17 protein-coding genes are annotated in these 18620 nt (G+C 66.0%); 4 read left to right on the forward strand and 13 right to left on the reverse strand.

Annotated features, from left to right (window positions below; translation table 11 throughout):
- Positions 1 to 15 precede the first annotated feature (15 nt).
- The 8 genes from ASF72_RS13675 to ASF72_RS13710 form a co-directional block, all read right to left on the reverse strand.
- On the reverse strand, positions 16 to 1041 hold the full coding sequence (locus ASF72_RS13675; RefSeq protein ID WP_050684044.1) for a nucleoside hydrolase: 1026 nt from the start codon (positions 1039 to 1041) through the stop codon (positions 16 to 18).
- 6 nt (positions 1042 to 1047) lie between these two features.
- Complete coding sequence (locus ASF72_RS13680) at positions 1048 to 2025, reverse strand: aldo/keto reductase (RefSeq protein WP_056599765.1); 978 nt, start codon at positions 2023 to 2025, stop codon at positions 1048 to 1050.
- Positions 2026 to 2035: 10 nt separating this feature from the next.
- Complete coding sequence (locus ASF72_RS13685; protein ID WP_056599766.1) at positions 2036 to 2596, reverse strand: hypothetical protein; 561 nt, start codon at positions 2594 to 2596, stop codon at positions 2036 to 2038.
- Entirely contained in the window at positions 2593 to 3174 is a 582-nt protein-coding gene (locus ASF72_RS13690; protein WP_056599793.1) for a DUF402 domain-containing protein, read from the reverse strand. Before ASF72_RS13690 ends, ASF72_RS13685 begins: the two co-directional genes overlap by 4 nt.
- Positions 3175 to 3206: 32 nt before the next feature.
- A complete protein-coding gene (gene dxs, locus ASF72_RS13695; RefSeq protein ID WP_056599769.1) occupies positions 3207 to 5180 on the reverse strand; it encodes a 1-deoxy-D-xylulose-5-phosphate synthase in 1974 nt (657 codons plus the stop codon).
- Between the two features lie 128 nt (positions 5181 to 5308).
- Complete coding sequence (acnA, locus tag ASF72_RS13700; RefSeq protein ID WP_056599772.1) at positions 5309 to 8119, reverse strand: aconitate hydratase AcnA; 2811 nt, start codon at positions 8117 to 8119, stop codon at positions 5309 to 5311.
- Between the two features lie 152 nt (positions 8120 to 8271).
- Positions 8272 to 9660 (reverse strand): class I SAM-dependent RNA methyltransferase, encoded by a 1389-nt coding sequence (locus ASF72_RS13705; protein WP_056599776.1) that lies wholly within the window; start codon positions 9658 to 9660, stop codon positions 8272 to 8274.
- A complete protein-coding gene (locus ASF72_RS13710) occupies positions 9660 to 11633 on the reverse strand; it encodes an APC family permease (protein WP_056599778.1) in 1974 nt (657 codons plus the stop codon). The genes ASF72_RS13705 and ASF72_RS13710 overlap by 1 nt, the downstream gene beginning before the upstream one ends.
- A 118-nt stretch (positions 11634 to 11751) precedes the next feature.
- On the opposite strand from ASF72_RS13710, the gene ASF72_RS13715 reads away from it, so the two are divergent.
- Both ASF72_RS13715 and ASF72_RS13720 read left to right on the forward strand, forming a co-directional pair.
- Positions 11752 to 12426: a potassium channel family protein gene (locus ASF72_RS13715; protein WP_056599779.1), complete on the forward strand. Its 675-nt coding sequence runs from the start codon at positions 11752 to 11754 to the stop codon at positions 12424 to 12426.
- Positions 12423 to 13220 carry a potassium channel family protein gene (locus ASF72_RS13720; protein WP_235504732.1) on the forward strand — a complete coding sequence of 266 codons (798 nt, stop codon included), beginning with the start codon at positions 12423 to 12425 and terminating at the stop codon, positions 13218 to 13220. Before ASF72_RS13715 ends, ASF72_RS13720 begins: the two co-directional genes overlap by 4 nt.
- A 46-nt stretch (positions 13221 to 13266) precedes the next feature.
- On the opposite strand, the gene ASF72_RS13725 is transcribed toward ASF72_RS13720, so the two are convergent.
- The 4 genes from ASF72_RS13725 to dut form a co-directional block, all read right to left on the reverse strand.
- Positions 13267 to 14121 (reverse strand): DUF3159 domain-containing protein, encoded by an 855-nt coding sequence (locus ASF72_RS13725; RefSeq protein ID WP_056599783.1) that lies wholly within the window; start codon positions 14119 to 14121, stop codon positions 13267 to 13269.
- Positions 14118 to 14477, reverse strand: a complete 360-nt coding sequence (locus ASF72_RS13730; RefSeq protein WP_050687989.1) for an OB-fold nucleic acid binding domain-containing protein — start codon at positions 14475 to 14477, stop codon at positions 14118 to 14120. The genes ASF72_RS13725 and ASF72_RS13730 overlap by 4 nt, the downstream gene beginning before the upstream one ends.
- Positions 14470 to 15186, reverse strand: a complete 717-nt coding sequence (locus tag ASF72_RS13735) for a DUF3710 domain-containing protein (RefSeq protein ID WP_050687990.1) — start codon at positions 15184 to 15186, stop codon at positions 14470 to 14472. The genes ASF72_RS13730 and ASF72_RS13735 overlap by 8 nt, the downstream gene beginning before the upstream one ends.
- A gap of 97 nt (positions 15187 to 15283) precedes the next feature.
- Positions 15284 to 15814 carry a dUTP diphosphatase gene (gene dut / locus ASF72_RS13740; RefSeq protein ID WP_056599796.1) on the reverse strand — a complete coding sequence of 177 codons (531 nt, stop codon included), beginning with the start codon at positions 15812 to 15814 and terminating at the stop codon, positions 15284 to 15286.
- 157 nt (positions 15815 to 15971) lie between these two features.
- Between dut and ASF72_RS13745 the strand changes: the two genes are divergently transcribed.
- Both ASF72_RS13745 and sepH read left to right on the forward strand, forming a co-directional pair.
- Positions 15972 to 16460, forward strand: coding sequence for a DUF3093 domain-containing protein (locus ASF72_RS13745; RefSeq protein ID WP_056599786.1), 489 nt, complete (start codon positions 15972 to 15974; stop codon positions 16458 to 16460).
- A 129-nt stretch (positions 16461 to 16589) separates the two neighbouring features.
- Positions 16590 to 17912 (forward strand): septation protein SepH, encoded by a 1323-nt coding sequence (sepH, locus tag ASF72_RS13750; RefSeq protein ID WP_056599787.1) that lies wholly within the window; start codon positions 16590 to 16592, stop codon positions 17910 to 17912.
- Between the two features lie 191 nt (positions 17913 to 18103).
- Here sepH and ASF72_RS13755 read toward each other — a convergent pair.
- Positions 18104 to 18620 (reverse strand): hypothetical protein (locus tag ASF72_RS13755; RefSeq protein WP_235504733.1); only part of this gene is annotated, 517 nt, incomplete at its 5' end.

The following is an 18620-nucleotide window of genomic DNA, read 5'->3' on the forward strand; positions in this document are numbered from 1 at the left end:
GTCGTCGGAAAGCCTTCAGCCCAGCCGGGTGGCGAGGCGTCCGACGGCGGCCACCAGCTCCGTGAAGGCCTGCTCCGGGTTGTTTGCCGAAACGATCCAGGCGTTGGGCGGTGCATTCCATAGCGCGCGGTAGTCCGCAACGGTGGTGCCGATCAGCAGTGGCGATTCCGTTTCGACGTCCACCGTGGCCAGCCGGGTGGCGTGTTCCAGGGTTCCGGCTGCCACCCCTGCAGCGAAGAAGTCGTGGACGTGGGCCAGGTAGCCCTGGTCGTAGTGCCGGTGGAATTCGAAGTAGAACCGCAGTGCGTCGGACAGGTGCCGGATCAGCGCGTTGCTGCTGGTGCTGGCCTGCCCCTCGGGCTGGTCCGGCAGGACCAGTTCGGGAACCGCTGCGCCGGCCGCTGCCGCAAGCTCCTGCACGTGGCGGGGATGCAGCTCCATCCGCTCGGTGGTGTCCAGTGAGCAGATGACGGGCAACCGGTCCAGGGGTTTGCCCCGGTATGCGGCAAACACCTCCTTGGCCGCGTGCGGATCAACGTGGGTGTTCCATTCCGCGGTGGGTGTGGTGTTTCCCTGGTGGTAGAAACTGCCGCCCATGATCACCACCCTGGCCAGCAGGTCCGGCAGGTCCGGTGCCCGGCGCAAAGCCAGCGCAAAGTTGGTCAGCGGCGCCGTGATGAGCGCCGTCAGCTCCCCCGGCCTGGCCCGCGCGTGTTCAATCCACAGGTCAACGGCGTCGCGGTCCGAAACGGCACCGTCGGGTTCCGGCAGGACGGCGTAGCCGATTCCCTGGGGGCCGTGGGTTTCCGGCGTTGTGACCAGTGGAATGGACAGCGGCACCCGCGCGCCAACCGCCACCTCGACGCCGGGCCGCCCGCACAGTTCCAGCAGCGCCAGGGTTGTGCGGGCCACCTGGTCCGCGTCCACGTTCCCCGGCGAGGCCGTCACGGCCACAAACTCCGTGTCAGGGAGTGCCGCGAGGTAGGTGATGGCCAGGGCGTCGTCGATCCCGGTGTCGACGTCGAGGAGGTAGGACGTCATGGTTGCCTAGAAGAGTGCCACCTTGGGGACAGCCGGAAAGATGCTGTCCAGTTCGGCCAGGTCAGCCGTGCCGGGCTGCCAGTCTGCCGCGGCGGCGTTCTGGTGCACCTGTTCGGGCTTGGTGGCGCCGGCGATCACGCTGGCAACCGACGGCTGGGCGGCGAGCCAGGAGAAGGCCACCTCGATTTCCGTCAGGCCGCGTTCCTTGGCGAACCGGCTGTAGGCGCCCAGCTGGTCCCAGTCGGCGTCGTTCACCAGGTTGGTGCGGGTGTGGCTGAGCCTGGAACCGTCCGGGGCGTGGCCGGGCGAATATTTGCCGGTCAGCAGGCCGTTGGCCAGGGGGAAGTAGGGCAGGACACCCAGGCCAAACTCCTCCGCTGCGGGAGTCACCTCCAGTTCGGCGCGCCGGTCCAGGAGGTTGTAGTGGTTCTGGGTGGAGATGAACCGGGTGCTGCCCAGTTCGCGGGCCACGTACTCGGCCTGGGCGATCTGCCAGCCGGAGCGGTTGGAGTGCCCGATGTAGCGGACCTTCCCACTGCTGACCAATGCGTCGAGTGCTGCAAGCGTCTCATCAATGGGCGTGAGCGGGTCCGGTGTGTGGAACTGGTAAAGGTCGATCCAGTCCGTTCCGAGCCGGCGCAGGGACGCGTCCACGGCCTGGATGATGTAGCGGCGGGATCCCCGGGCGCCGAAGTCCGGTCCGCTGGCGCCCTTCATGTCCATGCCGAACTTGGTGGCCACCACGGCGGCGTCGCGCCGGCCGGCCAGGGCCTTGCCCAGCATGGTCTCGCTCAGGCCGGGTTCGCGGCCGTAGGCATCAGCGACGTCGAAAAAGGTGATGCCGGCGTCGAGTGCTGCGTGCACGACGGCGTCAGTGCCGGCCTGGGACTCGGTGGCGGTGCTGGCCCGGCCAAGGTTGTTGCAGCCCAGCCCCACGGTGGAGACTGTCAGTCCGGATTTTCCGACGCGGCGGTACGAGGTCACAGGCGGGCTCCTAAAGGGTGAAACTGTTGGCGGGCTTGGCGGAATGCTTGAGCTTGAAGGTGCCCGGTTCGTTGAACGCGGCGGCACCGATGCTGAGCTTGGTGAAGTCGAGGTCTTCACCGCGGGCGCAGACCTTGATGGCGTTGACGGCCTTGTTGACGTCCGGCACCAGGCAGAAGATGTTCAGCTTGAAGGCGGTGAATTCCGAGCGTTCAACAGTGCCCAGGCCGCGCCACGCCAGATGGCTGATGAAGGCGTCCGTGGCTTTCTCCTCAAGATAGCGGTCCCGTTCGGTGCCTTCACGGGTTTTGAGGGCAAACTGGGCCACCACCCAGGACAGCTCGGATTCGGGAATTTCGGCATAGCCGTCTTCGGCGCACTGTGCCGCGAACGCGTCCAGGAGGCCGTCGGCTTCGGCACTGCCGGGCACGTCGGTTTCCTCTGTTTTGCTCTGGTGGCCCACTACGCCGTAGTTCATCACAAACTGGTTGTAGTCCTCATCGAACCAGGCTTCCCGGAACTGCAGGACACCTTCGTCGTCGCGTTTGTAGACCCTGACAATTTCGCTCATGTGCGTCCCTTGGTAAACCATGCGGCATCGGTGCCGTCGAACGGCGCCTGCTGCGCCGTGACGGCCTGGTAAAGCTCCTGGGTGGACTGCTGCAGCGATGCTGCCAGCCCGTCCGGATAATCCATCTGTTCGCGGTGTTCGGCGAACTCGTCCTCGTCGTCGATGAACACCCCGCGGCTGTCCATCCGGATCACGTCAAGGTCCATGTCGATCACATGGAATTCCATCACTCCGCGGCGGATGGGCTGCCATTCGTGGGCCACGGCGAGGTCGATGTAGACGCGCATCCCGTGGGGGTGGGCGTCGTCGTAGAACGTGGCCACCCAGTCCCCCTGGCGCGGAACCAGCAGGACGGCGTCGGACTCGGTGTAAAACGCGAGGCCGGGGCGGGAGCAGAATTCGTTGGTGCCCTGGAAGATCCACCAGCCGTGCTCATCCTCGCCCAGATAGCGTCCGGGCACCACCCAGTGGGCGGTGCCGTCCCATTTGCGGTTGCGGGCCACCACCAGCTGTCCCGGTTCCAGGCCCACCGGAACGCGGGTGGCGCCCGGCTCCCCGTGTCCGGCGGGTGCCCCCAGGACTCCGGGGTACTGCAGGATCTCCCCGCCCCTCACAGGATCGGCAGGCTGCCGGTGGTGGGGTGCTCCTGGCCCGGCAGCGGGCGTGCGAACGGCACCTTGGTGCCCAGCACCTGGGCAACAACGTCATGCGTGATCTGCTGGGCTGTCAGGCCAACGCGTTCCATCACCTGGCCGCGGGTGCCGTGGTCCAGGAATTCAACGGGCAGGCCCACTTCGTTCAGGGCCGTGTCAACACCGGCGGCCCGCATCTCCTGGCGGATCCTGGAGCCAACGCCACCGGCCCGGACTCCGTCCTCGATGCAGACCACCAGGCGGTGGTGCGATGCCAGCGCGATGATCGAACGCCGCACGGGCAGAACCCAGCGGGGGTCAACCACCGTGGTGCTGATGCCCTGCGCGCCGAGCCGGTTGGCAACATCGAGGGCGAGTTCCGACATGGCGCCGACGCTGACGATCAGGACGTCGTTTTCGGTGGCGCCGGACGGGCGGCGGGACAGGACATCCACGCCGTCGCTGAGCCGCTCAAGGGCCTCGACCTCGGCACCGACGGAGCCTTTTGAGTAGCGGACCACGCTGGGCGCGTCGCTGATGGCCACGGCTTCGCGGAGTTCCTCGCGCAGCCTGGTGGCGTCACGGGGCGCTGCCAGGTGCAGGCCGGGGATGATCTGGACCATTGACATGTCCCACATACCGTGATGGCTGGCGCCGTCCGGTCCGGTCACGCCGGCCCGGTCAAGGACGATGGTCACGCCCGCTTTGTGCAGGGCGACATCCATCAGCAGTTGGTCGAAGGCCCGGTTGAGGAATGTGGCGTAGACAGCGACCACCGGGTGCAGTCCGCCGAAGGCCATGCCGGCGGCGGACGTCAGGGCGTGCTGTTCGGCGATGCCTACGTCGATCACGCGGTCCGGGTGCCTGGCCGCGAACTTGTGCAGGCCCACGGGGATGAGCATGGCGCCCGTGATGCCCACAACGTCTTTGCGTTCATCGGCGATCGCGGCGATTTCGTCGGCGAAGACGGACGTCCAGGACTGGGCGCCGGCGCTGCCCGTAGGTTCGCCGGTTTCCGGGTCGATGATGCCCACGGCGTGGAACTGGTCCGCTTCGTGGGCTCGGGCCGGGGCGTAGCCGTGGCCTTTTTCGGTCATGGCGTGGACAATCACGGGGCCGGCGTAGTTCCTTGCCGTGGACAGGGCGTGTTCCATGGCCTGCAGGTTGTGGCCGTCCACCGGGCCGATGTACTTCATGCCGAGGTCCTCGAACATGCCCTGGGGTGCCCACCAGTCCTTGATGCCCTTTTTCATGGCATGCAGGCTCTTATAGGTGAACTGGCCGGCAGGGCCGCCGTTCTGCAGCTTCCGCTTCCACCAGTCCAGGGCGCCTTCGTACGCTGGCGCAGCGCGGAACGAGTCGATGGTGGGCCGCAGGGACGCCAGGTAGTCTGCGAAACCGCCTACGGTGGGCGCGTAGGACCGGCCGTTGTCGTTGACCACGATGACTACGCGGCGGCGTTTGTCGGCGGCGATGTTGTTGATGGCCTCCCAGGCCATGCCGCCGGTCAGGGCACCGTCGCCCACCACGGCGACGACGTGCCGGTCCCCTTCGCCCGTCAGCTGCCGGGCGCGGGAGATGCCGTCCGCCCAGGACAGGGAGGACGAGGCGTGGGAACTTTCCACGATGTCGTGGACGGATTCAGCACGTGACGGGTAGCCGGACATGCCGCCTTCCTGGCGGAGGGTGCTGAAGTCCTGGCGTCCCGTGAGCAGCTTGTGGACGTACGACTGGTGGCCGGTGTCAAACACAATGCTGTCGCGGGGTGAATCGAAGATGCGGTGCACGGCAAGCGTCAGTTCCACCACGCCGAGGTTCGGTCCGAGGTGGCCGCCCGTCTGTGAGACGTTTGTGATCAGGAAGTCCCTGATCTCGGAGGACAGCGTTTCCAGCTGCTCCCCGCTCAACTCGTTCAGGTCCTGCGGTGTCCGGATGGTGTCCAGGATTCCCAAATGGCCCCTCCTTCGGGTGGTAGACGTGCCGCTTAACTCTAACGCCTCGGCCCACCCGAACAGCCGAAGCCCCGGCTGGTCGGTGACCGGCCGGGGCTTCGGGGTGGTGCCTGCTGGCAGGACCTGCGCTAGTTCGCGGAGATCTGGCGCAGCACGTACTGCAGGATGCCGCCGTTGCGGTAGTAATCCGCTTCGCCCGGCGTATCGATGCGCAGGACGGCGTCGAACGACTTCGAGGAGCCGTCTTCAGCCGTCGCCGTGACCTTGAGGGTCTTCGGCGTGGTGCCCTCGTTCAGGGCGGTGACGCCCTCAACGGAGAACGTCTCCGTTCCGGTCAGGCCCAGCGTGGCTGCGGACTCGCCGGCCGGGTACTGCAGCGGCAGGACGCCCATGCCGATGAGGTTGGAGCGGTGGATCCGCTCGTAGCTCTCGGCGACGACAGCCTTGACGCCCAGCAGCGCGGTGCCCTTGGCGGCCCAGTCACGTGAGGATCCCGAACCGTATTCCTTGCCGGCCAGGACCACCAGCGGGGTGCCGGCAGCCTGGTAGTTCTGCGCGGCGTCGTAGACGTAGGCCTGGGGACCGTCGGCCTGGGTGAAGTCGCGGGTGAAGCCACCCTCAACGCCGTCCAGGATCTGGTTCCGGATGCGGATGTTCGCGAACGTGCCGCGGATCATCACTTCGTGGTTGCCACGGCGTGAACCGTAGGAGTTGAAGTCCTTGCGCTCCACACCGTTGGCCAGGAGGTACTGGCCTGCGGGGGTGTCGGACTTGAACGAACCGGCCGGGGAGATGTGGTCGGTGGTGACCGAATCGCCCAGCTTGAGCAGCACCCGGGCACCGGCGATGTCCGTCACCGGCGCGGGTTCTGCCTGCATGCCCTCGAAGTACGGGGGCTTCCGGACGTACGTGGAGTTCGGATCCCAGGCGAACGTGTCGCCGGCGGGGGTGTCCAGGGCCTTCCAGCGGTCGTCGCCGTCGAAGACGCCCTCGTAGCCGCGGGCGAACATGTCGGAGTCGATCGAGGAATCGATAACCTGCTGGACCTCGACCGGGTTGGGCCAGATGTCCTTCAGGAAGATCTCGTTGCCGGCTTCGTCCTTGCCCAGCGCGTCGGTGTCGAAGTCGAAGTCCATGGAACCGGCCAGGGCGTAGGCGATGACCAGCGGCGGGGAGGCCAGGTAGTTCATCTTGACGTCCGGGTTGATCCGGCCTTCGAAGTTGCGGTTACCGGAGAGCACTGCGGTGACGGAGAGGTCGTTGGCCTGGATGGCCTCGGAGATCTCGGCGTCCAGCGGGCCGGAGTTGCCGATGCAGGTGGCGCAGCCGTAGCCCACGATGTAGAAGCCGAGCTTCTCCAGGTACGGGGTGAGGCCTGACTTCTCGTAGTAGTCGGTGACTACCTTGGAGCCCGGCGCCACGGAGGTCTTGACCCACGGCTTGGAGGTCAGGCCCTTGTCCACGGCGTTGCGTGCCAGCAGTGCTGCGGCAAGCATGACCGAGGGGTTGGACGTGTTGGTGCAGGACGTGATGGAGGCGATGGAGACCGCTCCGTGGTCCAGCTCGAATTCGCGTCCGTCAGCCGTGGTGACGTGCACCGGGTTGGACGGGCGGCCCACCGCACCGTTGGCAGCGGATTCCACGCGGCTGGTTTCGGTGGTGTGCGAATCAGCGTGCGTGAACGACGGGGCGTCCGAGGCCGGGAACGACTCGTCCAGGGACTCGTCGACGCTGCCGTCCTCGATGGCCACGTAGTTGTGGATGTCCTTGCGGAACTGCTCCTTGGCGTCCGTGAGCTCGATGCGGTCCTGCGGACGCTTCGGGCCGGAAATGGACGGCACAACGGTGGACAGGTCCAGCTCAAGGTACTCGGAGAACTTGATCTCACGGGAAGGATCGTGCCAGAGGCCCTGTTCCTTCGCGTAGGACTCCACCAGGGCGACGTTCTCTTCCGCGCGGCCGGTGAGGCGCAGGTAGTCGAGGGTGACGTCGTCGATCGGGAACATGGCGGCCGTGGAGCCGAACTCCGGGCTCATGTTGCCGATCGTGGCACGGTTTGCCAGCGGCACCGCGGCAACACCTTCGCCGTAGAACTCCACGAACTTGCCCACGACACCGTGCTTGCGGAGCTGCTCGGTGATGGTCAGCACCACATCAGTGGCGGTGGCGCCGGCCGGGATGGACCCGGTCAGCTTGAAGCCCACAACGCGCGGGATCAGCATGGAGACGGGCTGGCCCAGCATGGCAGCCTCGGCTTCGATGCCGCCAACGCCCCAGCCAAGCACGCCCAGGCCGTTGACCATGGTGGTGTGCGAGTCGGTGCCAACGCAGGTGTCGGGATAGGCACGCAGGGCGCCATCCACCTCGCGGGTCATGACGGTGCGGGCCAGGTATTCGATGTTGACCTGGTGCACAATGCCGGTTCCCGGCGGAACGACCTTGAAGTCATCAAAGGCCGTCTGGCCCCAGCGCAGGAACTGGTAACGCTCCCCGTTGCGCTGGTATTCGATCTCCATGTTGCGCTCCAGCGCGCCGGAGTTACCGAATGCATCGATCTGGACCGAGTGGTCAATGACCATCTCGGCAGGAGCCAGGGGGTTCACCCGCTTGGGGTCTCCGCCCAGTTCCTTGACCGCTTCACGCATTGTCGCCAGGTCCACCACACAGGGGACGCCGGTGAAGTCCTGCATGATCACGCGTGCCGGCGTGAACTGGATTTCTGTATCGGGCTGGGCATTTGGATCCCAGCCTGCCAAGGCGCGGACGTGATCGGCAGTGATGTTCGCGCCGTCCTCGGTCCTCAACAGGTTTTCAAGCAATACCTTGAGGCTGAACGGAAGGTTTTCTGCACCTTCAACGGAGTTCAACCGGAAAATTTCGTATTCGGTTCCGGCTACATTAAGTTTGCCTTTTGAACCGAAGCTGTCCACAGTGCTCATCGCAGGACTCCTCTCGCAACAGTTTCATCTTTGTCGCGCGGTTGACCGCTTGCTAGTTAGGAAGCCCTAATTAGTCCGGGCTCGAAAATTGCACACGGCCGGCCGTGGAAACGGAGCGCGACGTGGGACTACTTAGCCCCATAGTAGTGGTATCAGCCGCGCGGAGTCAGCAGTGCCACCGTCTCCAGGTGGTGGGTGTGCGGATAAAGATCGAACCCGCGCAGCCCGGCAAGCTCCCAGCCCTCCTGCTGGAAGTAACCCACGTCACGGGCGAACGACGCCGGATCGCAGGACACGTAGGCAATGGCCCGGGGTGCCGCGGCAACGAGTTGGCGCACCACGTCCTTGCCGGCGCCGGCGCGGGGTGGGTCAAGGACCAGGGCGTCGAAATTCCGCGGCTTCTGGCGCAGGACGCGTTCCACACGCCCCTGTTCGATCTCCACCTGCGGTGCTGCGTGCAGGTTTTTGCGGGCGTCGCGGCTGGAGCCGGTGGCGCCTTCGACGGACAGGACCGAGCCTGTCTCACCCACCGCGTCAGCCAGGACTGCGGTGAACAGCCCGGCCCCGGCGTACAGGTCAGCCACCACTGAGCCAGGCGCCAGGAAGCCCCCGCCGTGCAGGAATTCTGTGACAGCGCCCACAAGCGCTCCGGGCGCGTCGCGGTGGATCTGCCAGAAGCCTGCACCGGTGACCCGGTACTCGTGGCCGACGGCGGTTTCCTGGACCCAGGTGCGGCCCCGCAGCTGCTGGACTTCTTCGGTCTCCGGATCAAGCGCGGCGACGGACACGTCATCGGGAAGCTGGGCGGCGATCCGGCTCAGCCGTTTGGGTGTGGTTCCAGCGCCCGGCGCCAGGAGCACCAGCGGGCGGGAGCCGTTGGCGGGTGCCGCGACTTCGACGCGTTCGATGCCCTGCAGGTCGATGTCCCAAAGGTTCAAGGCGTTGACGGCGTCCGTGGCCAGGGGCATCCCGCGGACGGGGACGATATGCGTGGAGCGGTGCGCGTGCATACCCAGCTTGCCGCCGGTGGTGACCGAGAAGCTGGCCCGAGTGCGCCACCCAAGGCCTGTCCCGCCGTCGGCCGCTTCACCTGCCGCTTCCACAGCTTCACCGGACCAGCCGGCCACGGGCCCGTTGATGCCAGCGAGCCGCTGCAGCTGTTCGTTGAGCACTTCCGCCTTGAGCCGGCGCTGCCGGGCCAGGGTGATGTGCCCGAACTCGGCTCCGCCCACGGGCGGGTGGCCGGCAGCCCAGGCCCGGCCGGAGTCGGCTGCGCGCCAGAAATGCTCCACCCGGTCCGGGGACGCCTCCAGCACCTCCACAACGTCGGCCCGCCAGAACTTGGCCTTCTCCCCCGCGTCCGTCAGCCGGACCCGGACTTTCTCGCCGGGGATGCCGTGCCGGACAAAAATGACCCGGCCCTGGTGCCGCGCGACGCAGTGGCCGCCGTGCGCCACGGGGCCCACCTCGAGGATGAACTCCTCTCCGGCGTGCGCGCCGGAATCAGCGGGGGCGGGATGGGTGGAGGTCTTGCCGGTCATTACACGTCCTGGAGGTTCTTTGCTTCTTCGGATGATTTGAGCTGCCACGGCACGCTGGCCACCATGACCCCGGGCTCGAAGTGAAGGCGGGTCTTGATGCGCAGCGCTGTCTGGTTGTGCACCAGCTGCTCCCACCACTTTCCCACCACGTATTCGGGGATATAGACCACAATCAGGTCGCGAGGGGAATCCAGGCGCATCTGCTTGACATAGTCCATGATCGGGGTGACGGTTTCGCGGTAGGGGCTGGCGAGGACCGTGAGGGGAACTGGGATTTCGAGCTTTTCCCAGTCCGCCACGGTGTGTGCCGTTTCGCCGGGTTCAATGTCCACCGTAATCGCATCGAGCCGCGAGGGCCGCGAGGCGCGAGCGTAGGCCAGTGCGCGCAGGACGGGTTTGCGGACGTGGGAGACCAGCAGGACGGCGTGCACGCGGGTGGGCAGGGCGCGGGGCGAGGAGTCCTCGTCCACGGCCAGTTCCTTGGCCACGTTGTCGTAGTGGGCGCGGATGCTCCACATGATCAGGAACAGGACAAACATGGCCAGCAGGGCGATCCAGGCGCCCTGCTCGAACTTGGTGATCAGGACAATGACCAGCACCAGCGCCGTCATGCCGAAACCGATGCTGTTGATGGTGCGGGACTTCGCCATCCTGCGCCGGACGGCTTTGTCCTTGGCCAGTTTCAGTTCCCGGCCCCAGTGCCGGATCATGCCCAGCTGGCTGGCCGTGAAGGAAATGAACACCCCCACGATGTAGAGCTGGATCAGCTTGGTGACGTCGGCATTGAAGGCGATGATCAGCACCAGGGCGCCCGCGGCGAGGGCCAGGACGCCGTTGCTGAAGGCAAGCCGGTCGCCACGGGTCCGCAACTGGCGGGGCAGGTAGCCGTCCTGGGCCAGGATGGAACCCAGCACCGGGAAGCCGTTGAACGCGGTGTTGGAGGCGAAGACCAGGATAATGCCGGTGGCGGCCACCACGATGTAGAACGGGATCGAGCCGGGGCCGAAGATGGTCTGGGCGATCTGGCTGATGGCGGGGTTCTGGATGTAATTGTCCGGCAGTGGCAGGCCGTTGAGCAGGAATTCCGTGGCCGGGTCCAGCACGATGTGGACCTTGGTGGCCTGGGCCAGGTACATGATGCCGGCCAGCATGGACGCGCCGATCACGCCCAGCAAGAGAAGCGTGGTGGCCGCGTTTTTGCTTTTGGGCTTTTTGAAGTTGGGCACGCCGTTGCTGATGGCCTCCACGCCGGTCAGGGCGGCGGCACCCGAGGAGAAGGCCCGCAGGAGCAGGAAGGCGCCGGCGAGGCCCACCAGGCCTTCATCGAAGCCGGGGGCGGGCACGATCGTGAACGCCGCGGACGGCGCCTCGCCGAGCTGGCCGGTGGCCGCCTGGTAGACGCCGACGCCGGTCATGCCCAGGATCGAGGCCATAAAGATGTAGGTGGGCACGGCAAAGACGCTGCCCGCCTCCTTGATGCCGCGGAGGTTCACCAACGCAAGGATTACGACGCCGATGGTGGCGATGAGGGCTTGTTGCCCGTGCAGGGCGGGCACGGCCGTGGTCAGGTATGCGGCGGCCGAGGACATGGACACGGCCACGGTAAGCACGTAGTCCACCAGGAGTGCGGACGCGACGGTGAGCCCGGCGTACTTGCCCAGGTTTTCGTTGGCGATCTCGTAGTCGCCGCCGCCCGAGGGGTAGGCGTGCACGTTCTGCCGGTAGGAAGCCACCACCGTCAGCAGCACCACCATCACGGCCAGGCCCACCCACGGAGAGAAGGCCACCGCGCTGACCCCGGCCAGGGCCAGGGTGAGCAGGATTTCATCCGGCGCATAAGCCACGGAGGAGAGGGCGTCGGAGGCGAAGACCGGCAGTGCAATCCTTTTGGGAAGCAAGGTGTGGGCCAGGCGGTCGTTCCTGAAGGGCCGGCCCACCAGCACGCGTTTGACGGCGTTCAATATTGTCAGCACTCCACAAAGCTAGTCTGAATCAAGGGCTGTGTCATGGCGGCCCGGGGAAGGCGATTAACGGCGGCATGCCGGTAGAGTTCTAGCTGCACGGCCCGGGCTTGAATACAGAGGAGAATCGGTGGCGCATTTCGTGATCATGGGATGTGGCAGGGTGGGGGCGACGCTGGCGCACACGCTGGAGGACGCCGGCCATTCCGTCGCCATCATCGACCAGGACGACAGGGCCTTCCGCCGGCTCCGCCCGGGATTTACGGGCCGCAAGGTGACCGGCGTCGGATTCGACCGGGACACCATGAAGCAGGCCGGTGTTGACGACGCCTACGCCTTCGCTGCTGTCTCCAGCGGCGATAATTCGAACATCCTGGCCACGCGGGTGGCCCGGGAGACGTTCCATGTGCCGCATGTTGTGGCCCGGATCTACGATCCCGGCCGCGCGGAAATCTACCAGCGGCTGGGCATCCCCACCGTAGCTGCGGTCCGCTGGAGCGCGGACCAGGTCCTGCGCCGCATCCTCCCCGAACAGCACCTGGCCGGTGATTACCGTGAGCCGTCAGGGCGCCTGGTGCTCGCGGAGGTGGACCTCGACCCCGGGTGGATCGGGCACCGGATCAGCAGCATTGAACAGGCTACGTCCGTCCGGGTTGCGTACCTGACCCGCTTCGGGGAAGGCCTGCTGCCCGACGCCGGGACCGCCTACCAGGACGGCGATACCGTGCACGCCATGCTGCAGGTTGACCGCAGCGCCCAGGTCGCCCAGATCCTGGCCAAAGCCCCCGCCAAGGAGTTGCAGTGAAAGTGGTCATCGTCGGCGCTGGCAGCGTCGGATCCTCGATCGCCCGGGAGCTTTTGTCCCACAAGCATGAGATCCTGCTGATCGACCTGAAGCCCGAAGTGATTGGCCGCAGCGGCCTGCGGGGAGCGCGGTGGCTGGTGGGCGACGCCTGTGAGCTGAGCACACTGCAGAACGCCAAAATGGAGGACGCCGACGTGGTGGTGTCCGCCACCGGTGACGACAAGGTCAACCTGGTGGTCTCCCTGCTGGCCAAGACCGAGTTCGGCGTGGGCCGCACGGTGGGCCGGGTGAACAACCCCAAAAACGACTGGATGTTCAACGATTCCTGGGGTGTGGACGTGGCCGTCAACACCCCGCAGTTGATGACGGCGCTGGTCGAGGAAGCCGTGGAAATTGGCGACCTGGTGAGGCTGCTGACGCTCCAGACGGGGGTGTCCTCGATTGTTGAGTTCACCGTGCCGCACGACTCGCACGTGATCGGCCGGACGGTGGGCACCATTGAATGGCCGGAGGATTCCACCCTGGTGGCGATCCTGCGGGACCACGCCCCCATCACGCCCAGCCGCGACGATGTGATCGATGGCGGGGACGAGCTCTTTTTTGTCACCACCATCGCCGCCGAAGACGAACTGCGGGCCTTGCTGTCCGCAGAGTCGGCCGGCACGGAGCCAGCCGATGCTGATCCGGACGGAGCTGACCGGACCGGCACTGATCGGACCGGCACTGATCGGACCGGCGCTGATCGGACCGGCGCCACGGGTCAGCATGCGCCGGAGGACGGGTTCGACGGGTAGCCCAGCGGGTTATTGCGGTGGGGTTGGGATGCCTGCTGTTTGCCTGCTAGGGCTGCAGCCCTTCAGCCTGCCCGTCCTTCGTGTTTCCGGCAGTTGCCTCGCTTGACCCTGCGGGCCGGGTGACCAGCCAGGCGATCCACACGCCCAGGATGTAGAGTGGCGCACCCATAATGAGGCGGGTAGTGGCCAGGGCGGCAAGGCCGTCCGGGCCCATCAGGTACAGCGGGACCTGGACCAGGAGCCGGAGGGCCAGGACAGCCACGATGATCCAGGTCCCCAGCCGGTAGGCCTTGAGCCGGACCGGGTCTTTGCGCCAGTCCAGTCCTTCATTACGGATAAACCCGAAAAGAAGTCCGGCCACGGGCCATTTGATGATGATGGAGAGGACCATCGCCAGGACGTACGCGGCGTTGGTGATGAGCCCGGGCAGGTAGAAGTCTTCGGCTTTGCCGGTGCTGTTGGCGAGCCAGGCGGAGATGCCTACGCCCACCACACCTGCCAGGGCCTGGGTGAGCGGCTTGCGCTGGACCAGGCGAACCACGGTGAACACCGCTGCCGTGCCCAGTGCTGCCACGAGCGACGGGGTGAGGTCCCGGGTGATGGTGAACGCGATCAGGAACACAAGTCCCGGCGCGATGCTTTCGGCGATGCCCTGGATGCCGCCAGCGCTGCGCAGCACGTCCACCTGGCCAGTGTGGGTCCGGTGCAGACCTGCCTTGGCCGCATATTCGGCGGCAAGTGCGGAGGTTGGCGTTGTGGTGTCCCGTACGTTTGAGGCCGGGCCGTTGTCCCGGCCCGACGCTTCGGCTTCGGCGATGCCGGACTCGCTGGCGGCGCCGGGTTCGCCCAAGGCGCCGGGGCCTTCCGGGGTGGAGGACGGTTCGTGCTGGGGCGCGGTCATTCGTTCTCCTGGTGGGAAAGTATCTCGTAACGAGGATTGAAGATCGTTGGCAGGCCTTCGCTCCGGGAGAGCATTCCTTCGAGGCGAAGTTCAGTGCCTGCTTCGATGCCTGGGACACGCCGCCGGCCCAGCCAGACCACGCGGAGCCGGGCCCGGCGGCCGGCTGTGGCGGTACTGCCGGGGCGGGGCGGTTCGGCGTCCGACATGATGGCGGTGAACGCCGCGGTCCGGTCGGCCGGGAAATAAGTGACGGACTCTATCCGGCCCCGGCAGAGGACCCGGCCCTTCGCCGGTAGTTGGCTGAGCGGGACGGGAACGCCGGCGGCCGGGACTCCGCCCTGCTCCGGATCAGCCAATCTGAGTGGTTTCGGGACCGCGTTCGGGCTCTTCGAGGACAGGTCCACCGGCGGGTGTGGGGCTGGCGGCAGCATCCTTGGGCAGGCGCAGCTGCAGCAGGTCGCGGGGAGGCATGGGAACGTCGCCGCGGATCACTACCACTTGGCGGAACAATGACTCGAGGGCTTCGGCAGCCGGGCGTTCCAACGCTGCCGGGCCGCCCAGCACGCCACGGAGGAACCAGCGGGGACCGTCGACGCCGATGAAGCGCGCCACCCGGTAGCCCTGGCTGCCGTCGGGGAGTCCGGCGGGGAGCTTGGCAACCAGTTCGGTGCCGAATGATCCTTCAACTTCCTCAACCTGGCCGCCCTGCGAACCGACCGACTGGCCGATCTGGCCGCGGATCTCGTCCCAGAGTTCCTCGGTCTTGGGTGCAGCGAACGCCTGCAACTGAAGGCTTGAACCGTTGAGGTCAAGGGTCACGGCCACAACGCGCTGGGTGGCTTCCTCCACCTCGAGCCGCAACTGGAGGCCCTCGCTCGGGGCGACCAGGAGAGCGCCGAGGTCGATGTAACCGTCCTGGCTGCTGATCTCCGATTCGTCGAACGGTCCTGTGGCGCTCCGCTCCGTACTCTCCGCCTTGGCTTCCGCAGCTTCTGCGGTGTCCAGCGAATCGTCCGGTTCGGCTGCCTTTTCCTTATTGGCTTTCCTGCCGAGCCCAAAGACCATGGGGTTCTCCTTTGTAGTAGCTGTTCCGGTCCGGCCCGAGGGGGTCCCGCCGTCGTTCTGTGCTGCTCCAGCAGCAGCGCGGTGCAGGAGCCGGAAACTAGGCGCTGGGGAGGCCGAAGCCTCCTGTGGATCCGAACCCGCCGGTGCCCCGGGCGGATCCGGTCAATTCGTTGACCGGGACGAACTGCGCGTATTCAACGCGCTGAATGACCATCTGGGCAATTCTATCGCCGCGTTTGAGTTCGATCGCGTTACTGGTGTCGGTATTGAGGAGGGTCACGGAAATTTCGCCGCGGTACCCGGCGTCCACTGTCCCCGGGGCGTTGACGATTGTCAGGCCGTGCTTGGTGGCCAGCCCGGAACGGGGGTGGATCAGGGCGACGAAACCGGCCGGGAGGGCAATGGCCACACCGGTTGGCACAAGCCTTCGCTCACCCGGCTGCAGGGTTACGTCCACGCGGGCCCGAAGGTCTGCTCCGGCATCGCCCGGGTGTGCGTACGACGGCGGTTCAAGTCCGGAATCAAGCATTTTCAGCTGCACCTGGAGAGTGGGAGCCGTTGCGGCTGCGTCCGTCTCTGCGGTGGCTTGTTCGGGCAGGGCATCAGTTGTGGCGGGTTGATCAGTCACAGTCACACACTCTAACCCCCGTCGCCAGCACCGGCCTAGGCGGCGGGGACGCCTGCCGACACGGATCTGCTGAGTCTTGGCCCGCCGTCGGACGCCTTGCTTCCTGTTGCCGGTCTGCCAAGGTGAAATAGGCAGGCAAAGGTGGAAAGCTGGGCACATGCCCGAATCAAGCACGCCCACTCCTGTTCCCAGTACTCCGACTCCCGGGACTTCCATCATCTACCGGGAGAAGCTCTGGCCGAACATGTGTATCTGGATCATCTCGGCGGGCATTGCCGGCGCGGGAATCCTGGTGTTTGCACCCATCAGCGCTGGTGCCGGCTACACGGCGGCGGCAGTGCTGTTTGTGATCATCGCGGCACTGCTTATCTTGTCCACCCCCACCATTGTGGTGACTGGGGATTCGGTGACGGTGGGACGTGCCACCATCGAACGCCGCTTCGTTGGTTCCGTGGAGGCCTTCCGGGCCCGCGAGGCGACGGCGGAGCGCGGCACCCGGCTCAACGGCCTGACGTACCTGTGCATCCGCGGCTGGATTGATCCCGTGGTGAAGATCGAGATCACCGATCCCGCCGACCGGACACCGTTTTGGCTGACCTCCAGCCGCCGGCCGGACGAACTGGTTGCGGCACTGACCCGGAACTGAAGTTCCCACGCCGCCTGAATTACTGCAGAAAACGCCGGAAATTTGCGGCGCGCCCTGCCACTTGAACCGATTCCGCCCTGCCGGATGGCAGAGTTTCGTTTGATAGTAATGCCAGGGTGGAGGATTTGTATGCAGGATCTACGGCTTGTAGGCGTACACGACGACGGGACTCACCTCCTGTTGAGCGGGGCCGGCGGCGAGATGTTCCAGCTGCCGATCGATGAAGCGCTGAGGACAGCAAGCAGGGCCACGGCAAAGCCGAAGGCTGACGTGCCGGCCATTCCCATGTCCCCGCGGGACATCCAGGCGCGGATCCGCGCCGGTGCCACGGCGGCGGACGTGGCGGAGCTTTCAGGGCTGCCGTTGGCCAAGGTTGAGCGCTACGAGGGCCCGGTCCTCGCGGAACGTGACTACGTTGCCCAGCAGGCCCGCAAGGTGGAAGTTGCCACCCCCTCCCCCGGCCACGACATTTACCGCTCTGCTTTTGGGGACAACCCGGCAACGCTCGCCGACATGGTGGCCCACCGGCTCTCAGCCCACGGCATTAGTGCCTCCACCGTTGAATGGGACTCCTGGCGCCGCCAGGACGGCCTGTGGACGGTTTCGGCCGCGTTCGAAACCGAAAACGGCGCCACCGCCGGGATCGGTGAGGAACCGCCCGCCCTGTGGACGTTCAACCCGGGCCGCAAAACCCTGCTGAACGCCAACCGGTGGGCCCAGCAACTCAGTGAGCTTGAGCCCTTGGACGGGCCCGTTCCGGCACGTCGCCTTTCCGCCGTCTCGGACCGGCCCTTTGATTTCGAAACCGATGCAGACGCCGCAGCCGCCGGCGCTGCCTCTGTCGCTGCCGGCACCGATCCTGACGGAATCCTCGATATGCTCCGCTCCCGTCGCGGGCAGCGGCTGGGTGTGGACGAGCAGTCCGATGACGCCCTGGCCCTGCTCCTCACACACGGAGTCCCGGCCGCCCACCCGCGGCCTTCAGAGGTCATCCCGGAGCCGGAACCCGGCGCAGACGAATCCACGGATGACGCAGTCGAAACGCCGGCCGCTCAGGATGGCCAGCCCGGCCAGGGCGATTCGTTCGTCAAGCGCCGGGAACCCCGGCCGTCCATGCTGTCCCGGCTCAGCCTCATTCCGCCGCACCGGGACTCCCAAGACGACGCTCTCCGGCTCCATGATGGGGTGAGCACGGAGACACGGGAAATCACCATTGTTGCTTCGCCGCAGAAATCCGGCAACGAGCCGGCGCCCGCAGTTGGATCGTCAGGCACGGCAGGACTCAACGAACTACTGGGTGGCAACCCGCGTCGGGCTGCACCCCGGAACGAGGACGCTTCCGGCTCTGGCCAGGGACCGGACTCCGAGACTCCAGAACGGCAGCCAGCGCGGCCCAAGCGTTCCAGCGTCCCTTCGTGGGATGAAATCGTCTTCGGTACGCGGGGCGACTAGCTTCACCTGACGCCACGGGCAACTGCCCGTGGCGTTGTTGGTTTAGGCATGCGAAGCGTTGGCGCGCAGCGGTTTTCGGCTGCTGGCTACTGGTTTCTGACTGCTGGTTACTGGCTACTGGTATTTGACTGCTGGCTGCTGGCCCGTGACATGTCGAAACTGGCCAGCGGTCATCACCTTGCGGTCAAACTTCATCTGACGGGCGACGCTGAGGCCAGCAGATACGTCACCCATTCCTTGGGCGGATCGCCAACGGATGGTTCAGGACATGCCGGGAGTTGGTCCCAACGCGGATCGTCCGGGCGGAGTTCCTGGACGGTGACAAAGTCCTCATCGTCGGGATCCATCCCCAGCGACTCATAGCCTGGCGGAGTTGAATACGGCGGCAAGGTCAAGTGCACGTCGTCGGTGGATTCAACGAAGGCATCCGCCGGTACATTTCCAAGTTCGGGGTTCTCGTCGCGGCAGTTCATGTTGCCCCACCAAGCTTCGTAAGCATTTAGTGCCGCGTGCACCAACTGCACCTGACTTCCGGGCTCATCAGCACCCGACGGGTCTTCACGAATGAGTTCCTGGTCCTGGAGACTCCAATCATCGGCGCTCTGTTCACTTGACTCCTGGTCGTCACGCTTCGCGTCCATGGGTGGTGTGGGGTGTTGTTGGGTCCAGGTGGTGGGCCAGGTGGGTGGTTCGTGGTCGGGGTGTTCG

This window comes from Arthrobacter sp. Leaf141 (assembly GCF_001424565.1).
Lineage (GTDB): Bacteria > Actinomycetota > Actinomycetes > Actinomycetales > Micrococcaceae > Arthrobacter.

Excerpts from the sequence above, each read along its gene's own strand:
- ASF72_RS13675 (WP_050684044.1), bottom strand. The coding sequence starts at position 1,041 with ATGACGTCCTACCTCCTCGACGTCGACACCGGGATCGACGACGCCCTG.
- ASF72_RS13745 (WP_056599786.1), top strand. The coding sequence starts at position 15,972 with ATGCCCGAATCAAGCACGCCCACTCCTGTTCCCAGTACTCCGACTCCC.
- acnA (WP_056599772.1), bottom strand. The coding sequence starts at position 8,119 with ATGAGCACTGTGGACAGCTTCGGTTCAAAAGGCAAACTTAATGTAGCC.
- ASF72_RS13705 (WP_056599776.1), bottom strand. The coding sequence starts at position 9,660 with ATGACCGGCAAGACCTCCACCCATCCCGCCCCCGCTGATTCCGGCGCG.
- ASF72_RS13725 (WP_056599783.1), bottom strand. The coding sequence starts at position 14,121 with ATGACCGCGCCCCAGCACGAACCGTCCTCCACCCCGGAAGGCCCCGGC.
- sepH (WP_056599787.1), top strand. The coding sequence starts at position 16,590 with ATGCAGGATCTACGGCTTGTAGGCGTACACGACGACGGGACTCACCTC.
- ASF72_RS13685 (WP_056599766.1), bottom strand. The coding sequence starts at position 2,596 with ATGAGCGAAATTGTCAGGGTCTACAAACGCGACGACGAAGGTGTCCTG.
- ASF72_RS13735 (WP_050687990.1), bottom strand. The coding sequence starts at position 15,186 with ATGGTCTTTGGGCTCGGCAGGAAAGCCAATAAGGAAAAGGCAGCCGAA.